A 19,338-nucleotide genomic window follows, 5' to 3' on the forward strand; every position below is an offset into this window, starting at 1 on the left:
AATAAAACATATCCAGTGAATGTCTTTTTACAATCACTGGATATCATTGTGTTATTTTCCTACCCATTTCACTTTTGGTTCATAATCTATTACTTCAGCATTGTCTGCTAAAATCAAAGCCTTTAATTGACTCAAGGGCTCTTTATCTACATTTTCAAATATTTCTGCATGATATGGATTTTCTGTTGGTGCAGGTATAACCGCCATATCATTTTCCAAACATACTTTGGCAGCTACCTTTGTTAATCCTTTATATCTAGCATTAAAACTCTTCTTAAATCTATCAATTATTATAGTCTCCAAACGTCCGCCATCTCGATCGACCGATACTCCATCGTCTTGCTTAAATAAAGCCGACGTAGGTTTTCCTTCTGCATTTAATGCGTCTGGTTGAGAGCGCTTTACAACTCTATATAATTGTTCCGTCTTTTGTACTTTCTCCCCTGTAAAATTCATCTACAATCTCCCCAATTCGTTTCTCTTGTGAATCTGTCAATTGCATTTCCACCGCTTTAGAATATACTCTTTTAGGAACCATTAAACACATGATTTTATCTTCATATATTTCAAATTCTAAATAGCTTTTATCATTCAGTTCATATTGAAATTGAATACTTTTTCTTCCAGTAGGATATATTTCAGGCTGGTATGATAATTTTTCAATAATTTTCTCACATTTCAAAATTAAAGCAGCTGTAAATTTTGTTGCCCCATAACCATTCCAGTCATTTCCCAATCTCGCTATATCTTCTAAGCGTTTCATACTTTTTATAACTGTCGGATTCGTAACCATTATGTTGTTTGCTTTATTATAAAAAAGCATCACAGCATTGTTTTTCTTCTGAGATTTATGCGAGCAAACAAATTCCCACTTATCTTTTTCCATCTGAAGTTTCAACACACTTCCCGATTCTTTTTTTCTTTGTTCACAGTCGTTCTTTATATTAAAAATATATTTGTTATCCCTAAATTCATTTGCTTTTTCTACATTTTTTATCATTTTAATCATTTTTCATTTTTCCCTTTTGCAAATATTGGAAATTCACCCAATTTTTCATCATCAATCCAAACTTCGGTATTATATACTCCCTGTACTTTTAAATCCATATTCTGTAAACGTAATATAATATCTACACCTTTATATTTTTCTGGCAGATTTTTTTCCTGACTCCATTCGCAGTTCATCAAAACATTTTCAATAGACGAAATACTTTGTCCCTGTGGATCTTTAAACGCAAATCCGAACTTATACTCTCCCTCTTCCAACCCTAATATTGAAAAACTAATAGAAAAAGAATACAATCCAGGAATATATTCTGGTGTTAAAGCTCTAAGCACACCTGTAATATTGGTTTTTCCTTCGTAATTATCCGCATCCAAACAATACACAAAATTTTTTACTTCAGCCATATTTTCCACCTTTCATTATCCGCATTTCCGTTCTTATATATGTATTATATACAATCTTTTCTTTTAATGCAACTGTAAAAAGACACCTTCCTCCGAAAGTGTCTTTTTCTCTGCCTTTATTCTGTTTCCACCTCTTACCTTATATACATTTCGGCTGTGGTTTGATCGCAATGTTCCGCCCTTTGTGATCTTTTTTCGGTTTCCAGTCTCTTCCCACCAGGTCGTCCAATGATACATCAAAATAATCTGCCAGTGCACATAATTTGTATATGTCCGGCAGTCTCTTGTCTGACTCGTATCTTGTGTATGTAGAACGGGCGACACCGATGGCATCTGCAATCTCTTCCTGTGTATACCCTCTTCCGATTCTTTTAATCTTAATGTTCAATCCTACTTGCATGCTGTCACCTGTTTTCTCTTTCGTCAATTTATGAACCAAATCCTCTGGCACTGTTTCAATTATAACATTTTGTCTCATAATACGGAACTATTCTTTTTCTAGTTTAAATGTTGCATACCTATTCGTTTTTGTTATAATAAGGTGAGATTTGTTGAAAAGGAGGGGTTTTTTTGGTTCCTTTATCTGGTTCTGATGTCTCAGCACAGGATATTGAACAGCTGCTTCGGACTCTTGGTGCTTCTCCGGTCTATGCCGGCTTTACGCCAGCCGTAACAGCTCTTCAATATGTTCTGGCGGACCAACAGCTGTTGACATCTCTTACCACCAGACTTTACCCAAAAGTTGCCGAATCCTGCGAAATTGCGCTTCCTTGCGTTGAACGGAATATCCGTACAATGATTGCAGTCATCTGGGAGAAGAACCAATTTTTATTCCAGATTGTTGTTGGATATCGTATGACCGCAAGACCATCTGTCGGAGACTTTTTAGCCAGCCTTTCCACTTTTCTGATGTATCATCCGGCCAAAGACTGGCCGGACTATCTGCGATAAAAAAATGTTATCGCAAAACATAAAAGTACCATGTCAGGCATTTTCTCGTGTCAACATGGTACTTTTTGTCATTCTCGTGTCCCCGTTTGTTCTCTTATTCAGCCTGCAGTCTCTGTACCATAGCCCAAAGTGCCTGTGCTGAGTTAAAGTTTTCCGGAATAATGTCAGCAGGTGTTACTGATACATCGAACTCGTCTTCCAATTCTCCTACGATAGACAGGATTGCAAAAGAATCCAGGATTCCATCATCAATCAATGTTGTACATGTCTCATAGTCAGCATCCGGCTGAATGTCCTCTAAAATCTCAATTAATTTTTCCATAGTTATTATCTCCTTTTCTAATTTTTCATTTTTTCTGTACATTCCGTGTTGATCGGGTAACTTTCTGTTGCTTTTCTGGCCTCTGTAAATCCGTCTTTTTCAGACCAGAACAGAATCCTTGGCATGCGCCGGCTCAGGAAGAGATAGATTCCTTCTGTTACAGAATAAGCACCCACCCGTTCAAATACAAGAGCATCGCCAATCTTTGCTTGTTTCAGCGGCATCTGTTTCACCAGTACATCATTGACCGTACATAGAGAGCCACAGATGTTCCAAAGAACTTCTGATTGTTCTTCTGATTGTTCGTCCGATGCCTCCGATGGAGCATCCGGAATGTGTTTATGATGCGGCATCTTCATAGCCATTGCCTGTCCGTAGTAATTCAGATGATTCAGTCCTCCATCTACGATACAGTAATTCTGTCCATGATTGATTTTCTGATCTACAATGCGAGTCACGTAATAACCACAGTATGCTGCAATATAGCGTCCCATTTCCAAAGTGATTTTCCCCTGGAATTTTAATGTTGCAAGTGTATCTGCAAATTGCTGCAGCAATGACTCATCATCTACCTCATCTTCATTTTCAAAATAAGGGATATAAAATCCCGGTCCATATTCCAGAACTTCAGCATCAAAATTGCATGTTTCTTTCAGACGGGTAAGTATGTCATCCAGCCAGTGCAGCTCTTTTTCAATCTTAGAGAACTTCTTTTTCTGAGTACCGGAATAGCACTGAATCCCTTCAATTCGCACATGCGTGTAGTAGTCCTTTTTAGAAACAATATTAAAAACTTCTTCTTCGTCTATGCCGAACTGGTTTCCACTTGTCACACGGATCAGTGTATGAATCGTAATGTTTTCTTCTTTTGCACACATTTCCAAAAGTTCCAGATGCTTCCTGGATTCGATTGTATACACGCCTGCATTCCCGTAAGTATGCATCGCATGGGTAATGTCGCATTTTTCCTTATTCACACCGGACAGTACAATTCTCTCCATTGGAATTCCGACTGTCTCACAAATGTGAAATTCTCCCGGGGAACATACCTCAAATTTGTCTGCCGTATCCTTTAACGGTCCGATCAGAAATGGATTGGCTTTCATTGCAAAACAGATTTCTGCCCGTTCGCCCAGTATCGTTTTCATCATCTGAACTCTGGATTTTAGCATATCCAGATCAAAGATATACGCAGGAGTCTCTTCCTGTCTAAGATAAGTTTGTAAGATTTCCTGATTCATAAGCTTCCTCCAGTTTCTTACGGTCGATTTTTCCATTTTTCGTAAGTGGAAATTCTTCTACTTTCACAAATACATTCGGAATCATGAATCCCGGAAGTCTTGTCCCGATTGCTCGGACGATTTGTTTCTTTTCCAGGTCTCCTTCATAGAATGCAAGAATTTTTCCCTTTGCCTCATCATACATGCAAAGGCTCCGACCTAGTCCTTCCACTGTCTCCAGTGCAGTCTCAATCTCTCCAAGTTCAATGCGATGTCCCATATGCTTGATCTGGAAATCTTTTCGTGATGCGAAGTACAGATTCCCATCTTCGCCGTAATATGCCAGATCTCCTGTCCGGTAGATTGGCTCCAGATAAGATTGATTCAATGGACTTTGCACAAATGCTTTTGCCGTCTGTTCCGGGTTATTGTAATATCCAAGTGACAAAGCAGTACCGGATACGCAGATTTCTCCTTTTTCTCCAGGTTTTGTCACTTCCCGGTCTTCTTCATCCAAGAGAAATACCTTTTCATTTGGAAATGGTTTTCCAATCGGAAGATTTTCTCCTGGTTCATACTCACGGTCAATAATATGATACGTACAGTTACATGTAATTTCAGTCGGACCGTAAACATTCACATACATAGCTTCCGGCAGATATTTCTTCCAGATATTCAGATGCTTCACCGGCATTACTTCTCCACTGAATATGACTTTACGGATCTTCTGCGGCACTTTATAATCAAATCCTTTTAATGTTGATATGATGCATAGTGCAGAAACTGCCCATATCAGAGTCGTTACTTCCCGCTCGACCAGATAATCCAGAAGTTTTGTCGGAAATGAGAAAAACTTCTTTGGAATAATCTGCATAGTTGCTCCACATTTTAAAGTAGAGTAGATATCTTTTACCGACACATCAAAATCGAATGGTGCCTGATTTCCAATAACATCATGTTCTGTAATATTGAATAATCTCGTAAATTCTTCTATAAAATCAATAACCGATCTGTGGCTTACAACTACACCTTTTGGCACACCAGTGGAACCGGAAGTGAAGATTGCGTAGAGCGGATCCACATCCCGGCTCTGTTTTCTTACATTATCAAGATACTCCGCATCTTCCTGTGTCTGAAGTGCCTCTTCCATCATAATGACTTTGCCGTCAAATTCCAGACGCTCTCTTGGTTTATCATAAGCCGGATCCGTCAACAGGACTTCTGCCTGTAATGTATCCAACACTGATCTCAGACGTTCTGTCGGAAGTTTCGGATCCAACAGAATATAAAAACAGCCTGCGGATACGATTCCCATAAATGCATAAATAGCTTTTACGCCTTTCTCCATAAGTACAGGAACCGGTTTTCCAGGAGTTACTTCCCTTCCCAGTCTTGTTCCTACTGCTCTGGCACTTTTGATCAGTTCGTCGTATGTGCACGCTGTCTCTTCATCTGCAAAGGCAGTCTTACCCGGAAATCTCCGGGCAGACTCCTCTGCATAGCATAAAATATTTCGAATCAATTTATTACTCCCCTAACCCGCTTTCTATAGCTTCTATCATTGCTTTTAATGCTTTTTCTTCTTCTTCCCCTTCACAGATCAGCAGAATCTCATCTCCTGATTTGATTCCGGCACCAAGGATACTTAGTACACTCTTGGCGTTGGCAATAGAATTCTCATACTCAAATGTGATCCGGCACTCAAATTTGTTTGCAATATTGCTGAAAATTCCAGCCGGACGCAGATGCAGTCCTGTTGGATTTGTGATTTTTACTTTCTGACTTACCATAGCTCTGCTCCTTATTTCTCTTCCAATATAACATTTACAGATACCGTGCTCTCAAGCACACAGCCATCCGGAACGCCTACCGTTACCGGGACTGTATAAGTTCCAGCCGTCTGGTAGTTCTTAAGATCAATGCTTACATTATCACTGATCTTATATTGATCCAGTATATCTCCCGGCCCGCGGATCTGAATCTCCAGTACATCTGCTGATTCATAACTTAGTGATAATCCATTTGCCAGGTTATTTACCTTGATGGCTCCCATAGAAATATCATAAGATTTTGTTCCATCTTTGTCAATTCCTACAGTCACAACTACAGATCCGGCATTTTCATCTGTCAGTGAAATATCTTCCGGAAGATAATCTGTGATGTCCACAACTTTCTCTGTCTTAGAAGTCAGTCCGGACATATTGAGTGCCGATGCCGGAACTGAGATCTTCTTCAACTTTTTCAGTTCTTCCGCTCTGCCGGTCACATTTACATGATCCGGCTCATACTTGATATCGCTGACAGAATATCCGTCTGCTGCTGTAATCTGTGAAGTATCAAATTCAACCTTAACGCTCTTCGTCTCAAGCACCTGTACACTGACAGATACACCTTCCGTACCAAGGTTATTGGCAAGAAGTGACTGGTCGATCACATTGTTATCACTATCGTATAATACAAGCTCTGATTTTGTCACAACATCTTCAGATAATCCGGATACACTGACAGATGCCTCGACTTTACTGATGGAATCAATGACAGACTTCGGTCCCCGGATAGATACCATCTCCGGCACTGCCTGAATCTCTCCAAGTGTATAGCCATCTCGGACGGTTCCTGTCGTCTTTGGAACAATCGGGAATTTCTTCGTCTCTTCATCTTCCAGTTTTACCTGAAGATTACGTGGAGATACTTCTACACTTTCATAGTTGACTCCTGTAATCTCAACGCTGATTGGAATCTGTGTCTGAAGCGTCAGCTCTTTCATGTCTGCAGTCGCTTTTATATTATCTGCTTTTATCTTATTAAGTACAGATCTCTTCGCCCGTACTGTCACAGAGACATTCTGCGTGCCATCCTCAATCTGATAAGTCTGATTGGTCGCCGCAAGCACCTCTGCATTCGTTACCGATACCGGTATATTATTAAATGTCTGGGTTGTTACCGGGTCATCGATATTTACCACAATCAGCCACAGCATCACTGCCAGGAGGAAGGATAATATCTTAAGGCCCCAATTATTCATCAGTCCTTTTTTCATCTTTATTCCTTCCTTTCCATATATGTTGCAGGAAATTCTTATTCTCCGGCTTTCTGTTCTGTATATAAGTCAGCTTCTCGCGAAGTTCTTCCCTCGTTACTGCCCGGTCAAGCACACCTCCCTGTGCTACAGATACCTTGCCGTTCTCCTCAGACACAACAATGATCAGAGCATCACTGACCTCACTCATGCCTACCGCTGCTCTGTGCCTTGTTCCAAGCTCCTTGCTAAGCCCCATGTTATCAGACAATGGCAGATAACATGTCGCAGATACAATTCTGTCACCACGGATAATGATAGCGCCATCGTGAAGTGGTGTGTTGTGCTCGAATATATTCATCAGTACCTGCATGGATACGAGACAGTCCATCTTAATCCCTGTACTTTCATACTCCGTCAGATGTATTGCCTGTTCCACCACGATCAGTGCTCCTGTCTTCACGCGGCCCATATTGTAAGCTGCATCAATAATACTGTCCATGGTATCTTCACTGAACCTGCTGCTTTCTTTGTTCGTCTCAAATGGTACGATCGAACTCAGGAACTGCTTCTCCCCAAGCTTTTCCAGAGCCCTTCGAAGTTCCGGCTGAAATACTACAACTGCCGCCGTAGCCAGTACCGTTACCGAATTCCTTGCCAGAAATAAAATTGTATGCATCTTAAAAACTGCTGCAAGCAATACAAAGATACCAAGTACAACAATTCCTCGCATCAGCATCCATGCTTTTGTATTGATCAGCCACATTGCAATATGATAGATCAGATATGTCAAAATCAGGATTTCAATAATATCTGTCAGATGCGCATCTGGAAAATACAGTTCCTGACTGACGGCTCCTAATACATGCATAATATACTGTTTCACCCGGTCACCCCCTTTTGCTATAATTATTTATCTTCCCATTTAAAATTCTTTTTTATCTCATATCAGGATCATTTTCAAAACTTCTTCTTAAAAGCTCCTGATCCACATCAGCGTCCATAACATTACGTCTTTTTGATGCCGGACGTTTTTTCTTTTTTTGTCCCTGCTCGCTTTGACGTGCCTTTTCCTGTGCCTGTTTTTTTGCTTTTTTTCTAACTTCCGCAGTATCCATGATCTCTGTTTCCTGTCGTTCATTGATCCGCTTCACCGTCTTCTCCGGTGTAGATACTACAATCTTCGGAACTGCTTTTACATAGTAATAGTATTCATCATCTTCGTACTGAAGATTCTCACTTCTTGAATAATCTACGGAGAAAAAGAACAGTTCCAGAATCACTCCGATAACCGCTGCTCCGATACTTCCAAAAATCAGTGAACCATAAGATGCATGGACTCCCATAGCGACATCTCCGATTGCCACTACTACAATATTCACAACAGCTCCCGTTATAACCGCAATAGTCCATGCATGTGCGATTGCCTGTCTGCGAAGCGTATAAACAACCAATATACAGATAATAAATGCAACAAGGACAATCCACAGTTCTTTATTCTGGAAGACCTGTTTTGCATATTTCCCAATCTGTCCCATCATACCTTTCACAGAACCGCCCTGCATACCGGAGGCTGCTTTTTTCATATAAGCCATCATATAATATACAACCGTTCCACATCCCACTGCCACCATGGAAATCGGTGACAGTAAAAGCGCACATGAGATTGGAACAACAACCGGAATCTTAAGTGCAAATGCCAGTGGTGTCAAAAGTACAACGATTGCCATCTTCGGTGTAAAACGAAGATAAAAAATATACATAATCAGGAAAATCAATGCTGTTACAACAAGTGCTGCGATGGATACTGAATACATATGTACAAGGATCAGTGCTGTTGCCAGAATCACTGTAATGATCGGTGGAAAGAAAGTTGCAATAATTGCAAGTGCCAATGCCACCACCGGCGATGCCAGTGTCTTCATAAATCCTACATTATTGTTGATCATGTAAAATGTCATGACCGCCAGAACAAATTGTATTGCTTTATCCGCCACAATTGAGTATCTGGAATACAAATCCTGCATTCTCTCCCGTATTACATATAAACTGTCCATTACTTTGTCTCCTTTTCATACATCTTCAACAATCTCGTCAGAATGTGATTATATCTCTTTACCCGCTGTCTCGCTTCCTGATGCTTTTTATTATACAGGTGGCTTGCAATTCCAATATAAGACACAAGAACTACCACATATCCGACAACTGCCGCGAGAACCAACGTAATCAGTAATGCTGTTGACATCTTCTCCATCAGAGTATCAAGTCCTGCGATCATCGCAATTGCCCAGGCTGCTATATAGCCTATTGTCACCCACAGAACCGTATATAAAATATGCACTCCGGCATAATCTTTTCGATAGTATTCACTGATTTTAAAATCCTCTTTTCCCTGCGTCTGATCATACAGAGCAAGCTGAGTCATTAGCTTGACTTTTCGCTCATCTAACATATATGCACCTCAAAATCCTTTTTTATCGATGAAACATCATTTTCAGTATAGCAAATCTCAGTACCCTTGTCCAATACTTATAGTCAAAAAGTAAACTTTTTGGAACCCCATAGTTTTCAATACTTTTGCCACTTGATCCACGGTATTCCCTGTTGTGTAAATATCATCGATAATAATGACACGTCGAAAATCTATCGGAAGTCTGTCCGGATCTCCTCCCGGAGCAAATGCATGTTCCAGATTCTTTTTTCTCCCTATGGGATCCAGCTTTTTCTGATAACCAGTGTAATGAACCCGTTTTACCAGATTCGCAACGACCGGAATCCCAAGTATTTTCCCTATCTCTTCTGCCAGAAGCTCCGCCTGGTTGTAACCACGCTTCCTGCGCCTTTTTCTGTGCAGAGGCACCGGGACAATTGCCTGCGGTCTCCATCTTCGGATCTCTTCTGCATATTTTATACAGATTTCCTGTGCAAAATACTTCGCAACATATCTCTGATTATGATATTTTAACTGGTAAATTGCCTGGTTCACCGGAGGTTTATGAAGCCACACCGACAACCCTCTTTCATAAATGTGTTCTGTGTTATAGCAGTCATGGCAAAATTCCCTCTCTTCACAGCGGATTGGTTTCCCACATTTCAGGCATCGCGGTTCATGAATCTCTAATTTTTCCACAGCTTTCCTGCACAAAGGGCATACTCCCCCACGATTTACCTTTCCACAAAAAGGGCAGATAGAAGGCCAGAAAATATCCAACACCTTTTCTGACCATGTTTCTCCTTGTCTTTCTCTGCTTTTTTCGTACTTTTTATTATATTTTACATTCTTTTTTTTATTATATTTTTCTATGATCACTATACAAGTTCTCGGATTCGCTCCGCCAGACTTGTATTTCGCCGCTGCTCGCTGGTATTCTGGATCATTTCCTGAAATACTGAATCACTGCCCACAAGTGTGACACATTTTCTTGCTCTTGTCACTGCTGTATAGATCAGATTCCGGTTGTAAAGCTGTCTTGGTCCTTGAAGAAGCGGGATCACAACCGCCGGATACTCACTTCCCTGAGCTTTATGTATCGTGATCGCATAAGCAAGCTCCAACTCATCAAGAATCGCATACGGATACTTCACCTGGCGCTGTTCGTCATACTCAACCGTAACCGTCTCCTCGTAAGCGTTGATGTTCTTGATGATTCCTATGTCGCCGTTAAATACGCCCAGTCCTTTGTCAATGGTCATTCCGTATTTCGTGCAGACTTCCCACTCTAACTGGTAATTGTTCTTAATCTGCATCACCTTGTCACCTTCACGCAGCAGGCGGTCTCCCACTTCTTTTTCCTGCTTTTGGGGTGATGGCGGATTCAGATACTGCTGAAGGATTTTATTCAGCCTCTCCACGCCCAGATTTCCTTTTCGCATCGGTGTCAGCACCTGAATGTCATAAGGTGAGGCATCTACGAACTTTGGAAGTTTTTTCTGGATCAACGTAATTACAACACTGATGATCACATTTGGATCAGACCGTTTTAAAAAGAAAAAGTCCATACTTTTATTGTCCAATATGACTGGTTCTCCACGGTTAATTTTATGTGCATTTACGATAATATCACTCTCTTTTGCCTGCCGGAAGATTTTCTCCAGTTTTACAACTGGGAAACAATCCGATGCGATCATGTCTTTAAGCACTCTTCCAGGGCCTACACTTGGCAGCTGATTTCCGTCTCCGACCATGATCAGTCTGGTCCCCGGCATAATCGCGTCAAGGAGTGCCTTCATAAGTGGCAGATCTACCATGGACATTTCATCAATGATAATCACATCTGACTCCAGCGGATTCTCTGCATTTCTTCCAAATCCATTTCCAAATCCGACCTTATCTCTCTTATCATCATCTTCCGGATTGCCACTGACTTCCAACAGGCGATGAATGGTCTGAGCCTCACAGCCGGTTGCCTCTGTCATGCGCTTCGCCGCACGTCCGGTCGGTGCTGCAAGAAGGATATCTGCTCCTTCTTCCTCAAAGAAATGGATCATTGCATTGATCGTCGTCGTTTTTCCGGTTCCCGGTCCTCCAGTCACGATCAGAATTCCGTGCCGCACTGCTTCCATTACAGCTTCTCTTTGTCTGTCATCCAGTGCCAGTTCTGCCTGTTCTTCTATCATATGGATGCGATGCTCCAAAACAGACGGTGTCACATCAAAATCTACATTCAGATCATGCAACATCTTTGCAACCGTGAGTTCCATATAATAATAATGGGCGGAATAAACACGAAGTCCTTCATCAGACTCTTTCAGAACAACTTTTTTCTCCATGGCAAGATCCATCACATACTTTTCAATGTGCTGAACCTCTACATCAAGAAGCTGACTGGCACGATATAGCAGAACCTCCTGGAGAAGATAGACATGTCCTTCACTGACACTCTGAATCAATGTATAGAAAATACCACTTCGGATCCGGTAATCGGAATCTGTGTGTATCCCGACCTTCGACGCAATCTCATCGGCCGTCTTAAAGCCAACTCCCGGCACATGATCTGCCATCTGATATGGATTTTCTTCTATTACGCGATAAACGCTCTGACCATAATGCTGATAAATCCTTGCCGCCAGTGTCGTAGAAATGCCATATTTTTGCAGATAGATCATGGCTTCCCTCATATCCTTTTTTTCTTCTACCTGAATGGCGATCTCTCTGGCTTTCCGCTCGCTGATCCCTTTTACCTCGGCAAGACGCTCCGGTTCTTCTTCAATAATGCGGAATGTATCACCACCGAACTTCTTCACGATCCGTCCTGCCAGCGACGGTCCGACACCTTTGATGGCTCCGGAACCAAGATAACGTTCAATCGACACCTTATCTTCCGGCTGACATACCTTCGAAGTCTCTACCTGAAGCTGGGTTCCATACACTTTGTGTACAATGTACTCTCCCGTCAGTTCCAACAGTTCTCCCTCTTCAATGTAGTGAAACTTTCCTACACAGGTCAGGTCTCCGTCATCATTATTCAAATTAAATACTGTATACCCGTTGTCTTCATTCCGGTATACAATGTGCTCTACATATCCCTTAATCTCTTCCATCTATTGTCCCAAATCTGCCCGACAGTTCAAGAATGCCTCGGCATTCTTTACAGTTCCCGTCTTGCGCTCATAAGTTCCACATATTCTCCGGTTCCGATTGCTACGACCTGCGTAGGCTCCTCTGCAGTCATTGTATTGATTCCGGTTCTCTCCTCGATCATCTCTTCCAGCCCGCGAAGCTTTGCTCCGCCTCCGGTCAGCATGATCCCGCGTTCCAGAATATCTGCGGAAAGCTCTGGCGGCGTACGCTCCAGAACGCTGATAATTGCTTCAATAATCTGGTTGGATGTTCCCTGAAGTGCCCGTTCTGTCTCTGCCGAAGTCACCGTAACTGTCTTTGGCAGTCCTGTAACCAGATTCCGTCCACTGACCTCCATCGCTTCATTTTCAATCAGAGGATACGTCGTTCCAATCTTAATCTTGATGTCTTCTGCGGTCCGGTCTCCGATCAGCAGATTGTGTTTTTTCTTCATATAACGTACAATTGCCTCGTCAAAATCGTCTCCGGCAACTTTCAGTGAGGTACTGACTACCGTACCTCCAAGAGAGATCACGGCCACATCAGTCGTACCTCCCCCGATATCTACGATCAGATTACCACATGCTTTGGAAATGTCGATGCCTGCCCCGATTGCTGCTGCCACAGGTTCCTCGATCAGATAGACATCTCTGGCTCCTGCCGCAAATGTCGCCTGCTGTACCGCATTTCTCTCAACTTCCGTCACACCACTTGGCACACAGATACTGATACGTGGTTTCTGAAATGTTCTTCTTCCCAGTGCTTTCTGAACAAAATACTTGATCATCTTCTCTGTCACAGTATAATCGGAAATAACTCCCTGACGCAAAGGACGCACTGCGATAATATTGCCTGGCGTTCTTCCCAGCATCAGACGTGCCTCCTCGCCGATTGCCTTCACTTCATTGCTGTCTCTGTCAAATGCAACGACAGAAGGTTCTTTGAGTATGACTCCCTTTCCCTTCACATATACAAGAATACTGGCTGTTCCCAGATCTATTCCAATATCTACTGCCATGATATAACCTCTTTCTTTCTGCTATCCCTTTTATCCATATCATTATCTTTCGTTTTCTCAGGAAGTGCAACCCTTTTTTCCTTAAATATTTGTGAAGATACTTATTTTTCAAGCATCGGCTTGATATATTTTCCGGTGTATGATACCGGACTTTCAGCCACTTCTTCCGGCGTTCCCTTTGCAATAACAGTTCCGCCTTTGTCACCGCCTTCCGGTCCCATATCAATAATATAATCTGCTGTCTTGATCACATCCAGATTATGCTCAATGACTACGACTGTATTGCCGTCCGCTGATAATCTATGCAGAATCTCTGTCAGTTTATGCACATCTGCAAAATGTAATCCTGTCGTAGGTTCATCTAATATATAGATGGTCTTTCCCGTACTTCTCCGGCTCAGTTCTGTCGCCAGCTTGATCCGCTGCGCCTCTCCTCCGGAAAGCTGTGTGGAAGGCTGACCGAGACGGATATAGGAAAGTCCCACATCATAAAGCGTCTCCATCTTTCTTCGGATACTTGGTACATTTTCAAAGAAATGCAATGCCTCTTCCACGGTCATATTGAGTACATCATAAATACTCTTTCCTTTGTATTTTACCTCCAGTGTCTCCCGGTTATACCTCTTTCCGTGGCAAACCTCGCAAGGTACATAAACATCCGGCAGGAAATGCATCTCGATTTTCAGGATTCCGTCTCCGGCACAGGCTTCACAACGTCCGCCTTTCACATTGAAACTGAATCTTCCTTTTTTGTAACCACGTGCTTTTGCGTCTGCTGTAGATGCAAAAAGGTCACGGATCAGATCGAATACTCCCGTATAGGTTGCCGGGTTTGATCTCGGTGTTCTTCCAATCGGTGACTGGTCAATGGCAATCACTTTATCCAGCTGCTCCAGGCCATCAATGGCATTATGTTTTCCCGGAATCACTCTTGCTCTGTTCAGATCTCTTGCAAGACGTTTGTACAGGATTTCATTTACAAGCGAACTCTTTCCAGATCCAGACACACCTGTCACACAGGTCATCACACCAAGCGGGATCTCTACATCCACATTTTTTAAGTTATTCTCTCTTGCTCCTCTAATCTTAATCCAGCCTGACGGATCCGCGCGGTGCTCCGGTACCGGAATCTGCATTCTTCCACTAAGGTAAGCCCCTGTGATGGATTTTTTATTCTTCATGATCTGCTCTGCGGTTCCACATGCAATTACTTCTCCTCCATGCTCACCGGCACCAGGTCCAATGTCCACAATATAGTCTGCCGCACGCATCGTATCCTCATCATGTTCCACGACAATGACAGAATTCCCGAGATCACGCAGATGCTTCAGTGTTCCGAGCAGTTTGTCATTATCCCTCTGGTGCAGGCCGATACTCGGCTCGTCCAGAATATAAGCCACTCCCACCAGACCGGAACCAATCTGTGTCGCAAGACGGATTCTCTGCGCTTCTCCTCCGGATAATGTTCCGGTAGCACGGGCGAGAGTCAGGTAATCCAGACCTACATCCATCAAAAACTTAATTCTTGCCTGGATCTCTTTTAAAATCTGTCCTCCGATCATCTTCTGCTGCTGCGTAAGCTCCAGACTGCCCATAAATGTTTGCAGGTTTTCAATGGACATCTCTGTCACTTCTGCGATATTTTTACCACCGACCGTCACTGCAAGCGCTTCCGCCTTCAGTCGCTGGCCGCCACATTTTCTACACGGAGTGATTCTCATAAACTCTTCATATTCTGCCTTCATTGTCTCAGATGAAGTCTCCCGGTATCTGCGTTCTACATTACGGATCAGTCCTTCAAATGCAACATCATAGACACCTTCTCCGCGCTGGCCTTTATAATGAACTTTCACCTCACGTCCATTCGTTCCGTGGATAATCACATCATGGATTTCCTGTGGATAGTCCTGAAATGGTGTGTCCAGAGAAAAATCATATTCTTTACTGAGCGCGTCAAGAATCGCATAGGTAAAACTCTTCTTATCCGTACAAGACTGCCATCCCATTACGGTAATCGCTCCTTCGCTGATGCTCAGTCTCTTATCCGGGATCATCAGATCCTCATCAAATTCCATCTTATATCCAAGCCCGAAACACTCCGGGCATGCGCCAAATGGATTGTTGAAAGAGAAGCTTCGCGGCTCTATCTCATCGATACTGATTCCACAGTCCGGGCAGGAAAAGCTCTGACTGAAATTCATCGGCTCCCCGTCAATAATATCTACAATCATCAGCCCCTCTGCCAGATGCAGTACATTTTCAATCGAATCCGTCAGACGCTTCTCAATTCCCGGCTTCACCACAAGTCGATCCACGATAATCTCTATATTATGCTTGATGTTCTTATCTAATGCGATCTCTTCGGATAATTCATACAGATTACCGTCCACACGCACACGTACATATCCGCTTTTCTTCGCTCTCTCCAGAAGCTTTTCATGGCGTCCTTTTCTTCCACGGACAACTGGCGCAAGGAGCTGGATCTTCGTGCGCTCCGGCAGTTCCATGATCTGATCTACCATCTGATCTACCGTCTGTTTCTTAATCTCACGTCCACATTTCGGACAATGTGGAATTCCGATTCTCGCATATAACAGACGAAAATAATCATAGATCTCCGTCACTGTTCCTACTGTAGATCTTGGATTGCGGTTCGTGGATTTCTGGTCAATGGAAATTGCCGGAGAAAGTCCTTCAATACTCTCCACATCCGGTTTCTCCATCTGCCCCAGGAACTGTCTTGCATAAGAAGACAGAGACTCCATATATCTCCTCTGTCCTTCCGCATAAATGGTATCGAACGCCAGAGAGGACTTTCCTGAACCGCTAAGTCCGGTAAGCACTACCAGTTCATTTCTTGGAATATCCAAGTCTATATTTTTCAAATTATGCTCATTTGCACCTCGTATTTTAATAAATTGTCTTTTTTCATTTTTTGCTGCCATATTTTAAACTTTCCTTTTATTATTTCAAGAATGCCTCGGAATTCTTGCTGCGAGGTGCGCGTCATGTAATTGCTTGACATACTTCTACTGCGCACCTCTGCAAGTCTACACTCCGTTTCGGTCGGCGCAAAACCATTGTCCACCGGACAATGTGCGCCCTGCCGGATGCTATATCTGTTCATTTATTGATAACAGGTTTAAAAGATTCAAAACTTCCTATGCTTACACAATGGTGGAATGACCTTTACTACTCTTTAAGCATCTTCTTCAGCTCGATCAGCTTATCACGCAGCTCTGCTGCTGCTTCGAAATTCAGCTCTGCTGCTGCCTTCTTCATCTGCTTTGTCACATCGGCAATCAACTTCAAAAGCTCCTTCTCACTCATAGATTCCGGATCTTTATCCATCTGAAGTTCTGTGGCAGCAACCTTCTTAGAAATGCTGATCAGGTCACGGACACTCTTCTGAATCGTAGTTGGCGTAATACCATGTTCCTCATTATATGCCATCTGGATCTTGCGGCGACGCTTCGTCTCTTCAATCGCATTCTTCATGGAATCTGTCATATTATCTGCATACATAATAACATGACCTTTTGCATTACGTGCTGCACGTCCGATTGTCTGCACAAGAGATGTCTCTGAACGCAGGAATCCCTCTTTATCCGCGTCCAGAATCGCCACAAGCGTGATTTCCGGAATATCCAGACCTTCTCGCAGAAGATTGATTCCGACCAGAACGTCAAAAACATCGAGACGCATATCCCGCACGATCTCTGTCCGCTCCAGCGTATCAATATCCGAATGCAGATAGCGGACACGAATACCAAGTTCCCGCATATAATCGGTCAGATCTTCTGCCATTCGTTTCGTCAATGTAGTGATCAAAATCTTATGTTTTCCTGCAATCTCCTTCTTCACCTCACCAATCAAGTCATCAATCTGTCCCTCAACCGGGCGCACCTCGATTTCAGGATCCAGAAGTCCTGTCGGACGGATCACCTGCTGTGCACGTAAAAGTTCATGCTCTTCCTCATACTGTCCAGGTGTCGCAGACACGAACAGTACCTGATCAATCTTACTTTCAAATTCTTCGAAACTAAGTGGACGGTTATCCAGCGCAGACGGCAGCCGAAATCCATAGTCCACCAGCGTTCTCTTTCTGGACTGATCTCCGTGGTACATACCGCCAATCTGCGGAACTGTCTTATGAGACTCGTCAATCATCATAATAAAATCGTCCGGGAAATAATCAATCAAAGTATTGGGTGGCTGCCCCGGTGCAAGCCCTGCCAGATGTCTGGAGTAGTTCTCGATTCCGGAACAAAAACCTGTCTCTCGCATCATTTCTATATCAAAATTCGTTCGCTCCGCAATTCTCTGGGCTTCCAGAAGTTTATCTTCACCTTTGAAATATTTCACCTGTTCTTCCAGTTCAATCTCAATATTTTTAATTGCTTTTTCCATACGCTCCTTCGGTACAACGTAATGGGATGCCGGAAATATTGCAATATGATTCAGCGTATTTTTAATCTCTCCGGTAAGCATGTCTATCTCCGAAATCCGGTCAATCTCATCCCCGAAAAATTCAACTCTGATAGCTGTATCGCCACGGTCTGCCGGTACAACTTCTATTGTATCTCCGCGCACCCGGAATGTTCCCCGCTTGAAATCCATATCATTTCTGTCATATTGAATATCTATCAGCTGGCGTAACACTTCATCTCTGTCCTTCTCCATCCCCGGACGGAGCGATACCATCATCTGCTCAAAGTTTTCCGGTTCACCAAGACCATAGATGCAGGAAACGCTGGCAACTACAATTACGTCCCTTCGCTCGATCAATGCTGCTGTCGCAGATAATCTCAGCTTATCGATCTCTTCATTGACAGAAGAATCCTTCGCAATGTAAGTGTCTGAGGATGGGACATAAGCCTCCGGCTGGTAGTAATCATAGTAGGAGACAAAATATTCCACTGCGTTATTTGGAAAGAACTCTTTAAATTCCCCATAAAGCTGCGCTGCCAGTGTCTTATTGTGTGCTATGATCAGCGTTGGTTTATTCAATTGTTGGATGACATTCGCCATCGTAAATGTCTTACCAGATCCGGTGACGCCAAGCAATGTCTGACACTGATTGCCTTCTTTAAAACCTTCGACTAGTTCTTTGATTGCCTGTGGCTGGTCGCCGGTTGGTTTATATTCTGATACTAATTCAAAATGATCCATATGATTTCTCCTGAATAATCTTCCTAAATTTACATAATTACTAACTTTGGTTAAAAAGTTTATCAAATAATATTCTATTTATCTCACTGTTTTTATCATAATCATAACTGCACTGTTCAAATACATCCGTAATTTTCTGATAGGCTCTGCGCTCACTGGCTCTGATTTCACGAATGCGTTCAAGTAATTCATCAAAATAGTCTTTTCCAAAAGGTCTGCCGTTTTTAAGCATATCATCATTCAACACAAACCCTTTTGTAATATATTCTTTTAATGTTTTAGTAGCCCACTGCCGAAAGCGTGTAGCTTTCTTAGAATTTACTCGATATCCAACAGCTATAATTGCATCTAAATTATAACATTTTACTTTTCTTTTAACGTTACGCTGTCCCTCATTTTGAACTACCGAGAAAAACTCGGTAGTTCGATTTTCATCTAATTCTTCTTCCTTATAAATATTTTTCAAATGCAAGGATATATTATCTGTTGTACATTCAAATAAATCTGCCATTGCTTTTTGTGTCATCCAAAAAGTATCTTCTTTAAACATTACATTCACATAAATATTAGTGTCTTCCACTTGATATAAAACAATTTTATGTTCTTGATTCATTTATTTATCCTCTTATTTTAGCTACTTATAAAACATATCATTTTAGTATTAAC

The 19,338-nt window shown here is 42.3% G+C and carries 19 protein-coding genes; 1 reads left to right on the forward strand and 18 read right to left on the reverse strand.

The window, feature by feature from the left end; translation table 11 throughout:
- Window positions 1-51: 51 nt before the first annotated feature.
- The 4 genes from LI164_RS11930 to LI164_RS11945 all read right to left on the reverse strand — a co-directional run bounded on the left by LI164_RS11930 (window position 52) and on the right by LI164_RS11945 (window position 1,810).
- Window positions 52-456, reverse strand: coding sequence for a hypothetical protein (locus tag LI164_RS11930; protein WP_227087209.1), 405 nt, complete (start codon window positions 454-456; stop codon window positions 52-54).
- A complete protein-coding gene (locus LI164_RS11935) occupies window positions 410-1,009 on the reverse strand; it encodes a hypothetical protein (RefSeq protein ID WP_227087210.1) in 600 nt (199 codons plus the stop codon). Before LI164_RS11935 ends, LI164_RS11930 begins: the two co-directional genes overlap by 47 nt.
- Window positions 1,006-1,410 carry a hypothetical protein gene (locus LI164_RS11940; RefSeq protein WP_227087211.1) on the reverse strand — a complete coding sequence of 135 codons (405 nt, stop codon included), beginning with the start codon at window positions 1,408-1,410 and terminating at the stop codon, window positions 1,006-1,008. The genes LI164_RS11935 and LI164_RS11940 overlap by 4 nt, the downstream gene beginning before the upstream one ends.
- Window positions 1,411-1,549: 139 nt before the next feature.
- Complete coding sequence (locus LI164_RS11945; protein WP_117614261.1) at window positions 1,550-1,810, reverse strand: helix-turn-helix domain-containing protein; 261 nt, start codon at window positions 1,808-1,810, stop codon at window positions 1,550-1,552.
- A 170-nt stretch (window positions 1,811-1,980) separates the two neighbouring features.
- Between LI164_RS11945 and LI164_RS11950 the strand changes: the two genes are divergently transcribed.
- Window positions 1,981-2,361 carry a sporulation initiation factor Spo0A C-terminal domain-containing protein gene (locus LI164_RS11950; protein WP_005330501.1) on the forward strand — a complete coding sequence of 127 codons (381 nt, stop codon included), beginning with the start codon at window positions 1,981-1,983 and terminating at the stop codon, window positions 2,359-2,361.
- Between the two features lie 94 nt (window positions 2,362-2,455).
- On the opposite strand, the gene LI164_RS11955 is transcribed toward LI164_RS11950, so the two are convergent.
- The 14 genes from LI164_RS11955 to LI164_RS12020 all read right to left on the reverse strand — a co-directional run bounded on the left by LI164_RS11955 (window position 2,456) and on the right by LI164_RS12020 (window position 19,285).
- Entirely contained in the window at window positions 2,456-2,683 is a 228-nt protein-coding gene (locus LI164_RS11955) for an acyl carrier protein (protein WP_005330499.1), read from the reverse strand.
- Between the two features lie 17 nt (window positions 2,684-2,700).
- Window positions 2,701-3,924: an alanine racemase gene (locus LI164_RS11960; protein ID WP_227087212.1), complete on the reverse strand. Its 1,224-nt coding sequence runs from the start codon at window positions 3,922-3,924 to the stop codon at window positions 2,701-2,703.
- Window positions 3,893-5,425, reverse strand: a complete 1,533-nt coding sequence (locus LI164_RS11965) for an amino acid adenylation domain-containing protein (RefSeq protein WP_227087213.1) — start codon at window positions 5,423-5,425, stop codon at window positions 3,893-3,895. The genes LI164_RS11960 and LI164_RS11965 overlap by 32 nt, the downstream gene beginning before the upstream one ends.
- 4 nt (window positions 5,426-5,429) lie before the next feature.
- The gene (locus tag LI164_RS11970) at window positions 5,430-5,693 is read right to left on the reverse strand and encodes an HPr family phosphocarrier protein (RefSeq protein ID WP_117605898.1); all 264 of its coding nucleotides are present in this window, start codon (window positions 5,691-5,693) and stop codon (window positions 5,430-5,432) included.
- A gap of 11 nt (window positions 5,694-5,704) precedes the next feature.
- Window positions 5,705-6,943, reverse strand: coding sequence for a YbbR-like domain-containing protein (locus tag LI164_RS11975; RefSeq protein WP_227087214.1), 1,239 nt, complete (start codon window positions 6,941-6,943; stop codon window positions 5,705-5,707).
- Window positions 6,921-7,793 carry a diadenylate cyclase CdaA gene (cdaA, locus tag LI164_RS11980; RefSeq protein WP_005330488.1) on the reverse strand — a complete coding sequence of 291 codons (873 nt, stop codon included), beginning with the start codon at window positions 7,791-7,793 and terminating at the stop codon, window positions 6,921-6,923. Before cdaA ends, LI164_RS11975 begins: the two co-directional genes overlap by 23 nt.
- A 67-nt stretch (window positions 7,794-7,860) precedes the next feature.
- The gene (locus LI164_RS11985; protein WP_227087215.1) at window positions 7,861-8,979 is read right to left on the reverse strand and encodes a hypothetical protein; all 1,119 of its coding nucleotides are present in this window, start codon (window positions 8,977-8,979) and stop codon (window positions 7,861-7,863) included.
- Window positions 8,979-9,374 (reverse strand): hypothetical protein, encoded by a 396-nt coding sequence (locus LI164_RS11990; RefSeq protein WP_005330484.1) that lies wholly within the window; start codon window positions 9,372-9,374, stop codon window positions 8,979-8,981. Before LI164_RS11990 ends, LI164_RS11985 begins: the two co-directional genes overlap by 1 nt.
- Before the next feature lie 57 nt (window positions 9,375-9,431).
- Entirely contained in the window at window positions 9,432-10,136 is a 705-nt protein-coding gene (locus LI164_RS11995) for a ComF family protein (RefSeq protein WP_334301062.1), read from the reverse strand.
- A gap of 95 nt (window positions 10,137-10,231) precedes the next feature.
- Complete coding sequence (locus tag LI164_RS12000; protein ID WP_227087217.1) at window positions 10,232-12,463, reverse strand: ATP-dependent RecD-like DNA helicase; 2,232 nt, start codon at window positions 12,461-12,463, stop codon at window positions 10,232-10,234.
- A 47-nt stretch (window positions 12,464-12,510) separates the two neighbouring features.
- Window positions 12,511-13,500, reverse strand: coding sequence for a rod shape-determining protein (locus LI164_RS12005; RefSeq protein ID WP_005330478.1), 990 nt, complete (start codon window positions 13,498-13,500; stop codon window positions 12,511-12,513).
- Between the two features lie 101 nt (window positions 13,501-13,601).
- A complete protein-coding gene (gene uvrA, locus LI164_RS12010) occupies window positions 13,602-16,445 on the reverse strand; it encodes an excinuclease ABC subunit UvrA (protein ID WP_117682550.1) in 2,844 nt (947 codons plus the stop codon).
- A gap of 247 nt (window positions 16,446-16,692) precedes the next feature.
- Window positions 16,693-18,672, reverse strand: a complete 1,980-nt coding sequence (gene uvrB, locus LI164_RS12015; protein ID WP_117614250.1) for an excinuclease ABC subunit UvrB — start codon at window positions 18,670-18,672, stop codon at window positions 16,693-16,695.
- Window positions 18,673-18,712: 40 nt separating this feature from the next.
- The gene (locus tag LI164_RS12020; protein WP_117495582.1) at window positions 18,713-19,285 is read right to left on the reverse strand and encodes a virulence RhuM family protein; all 573 of its coding nucleotides are present in this window, start codon (window positions 19,283-19,285) and stop codon (window positions 18,713-18,715) included.
- Window positions 19,286-19,338 lie beyond the last annotated feature (53 nt).

Source organism: Dorea sp. 210702-DFI.3.125, assembly GCF_020560945.1.
GTDB lineage: Bacteria > Bacillota > Clostridia > Lachnospirales > Lachnospiraceae > Dorea > Dorea formicigenerans.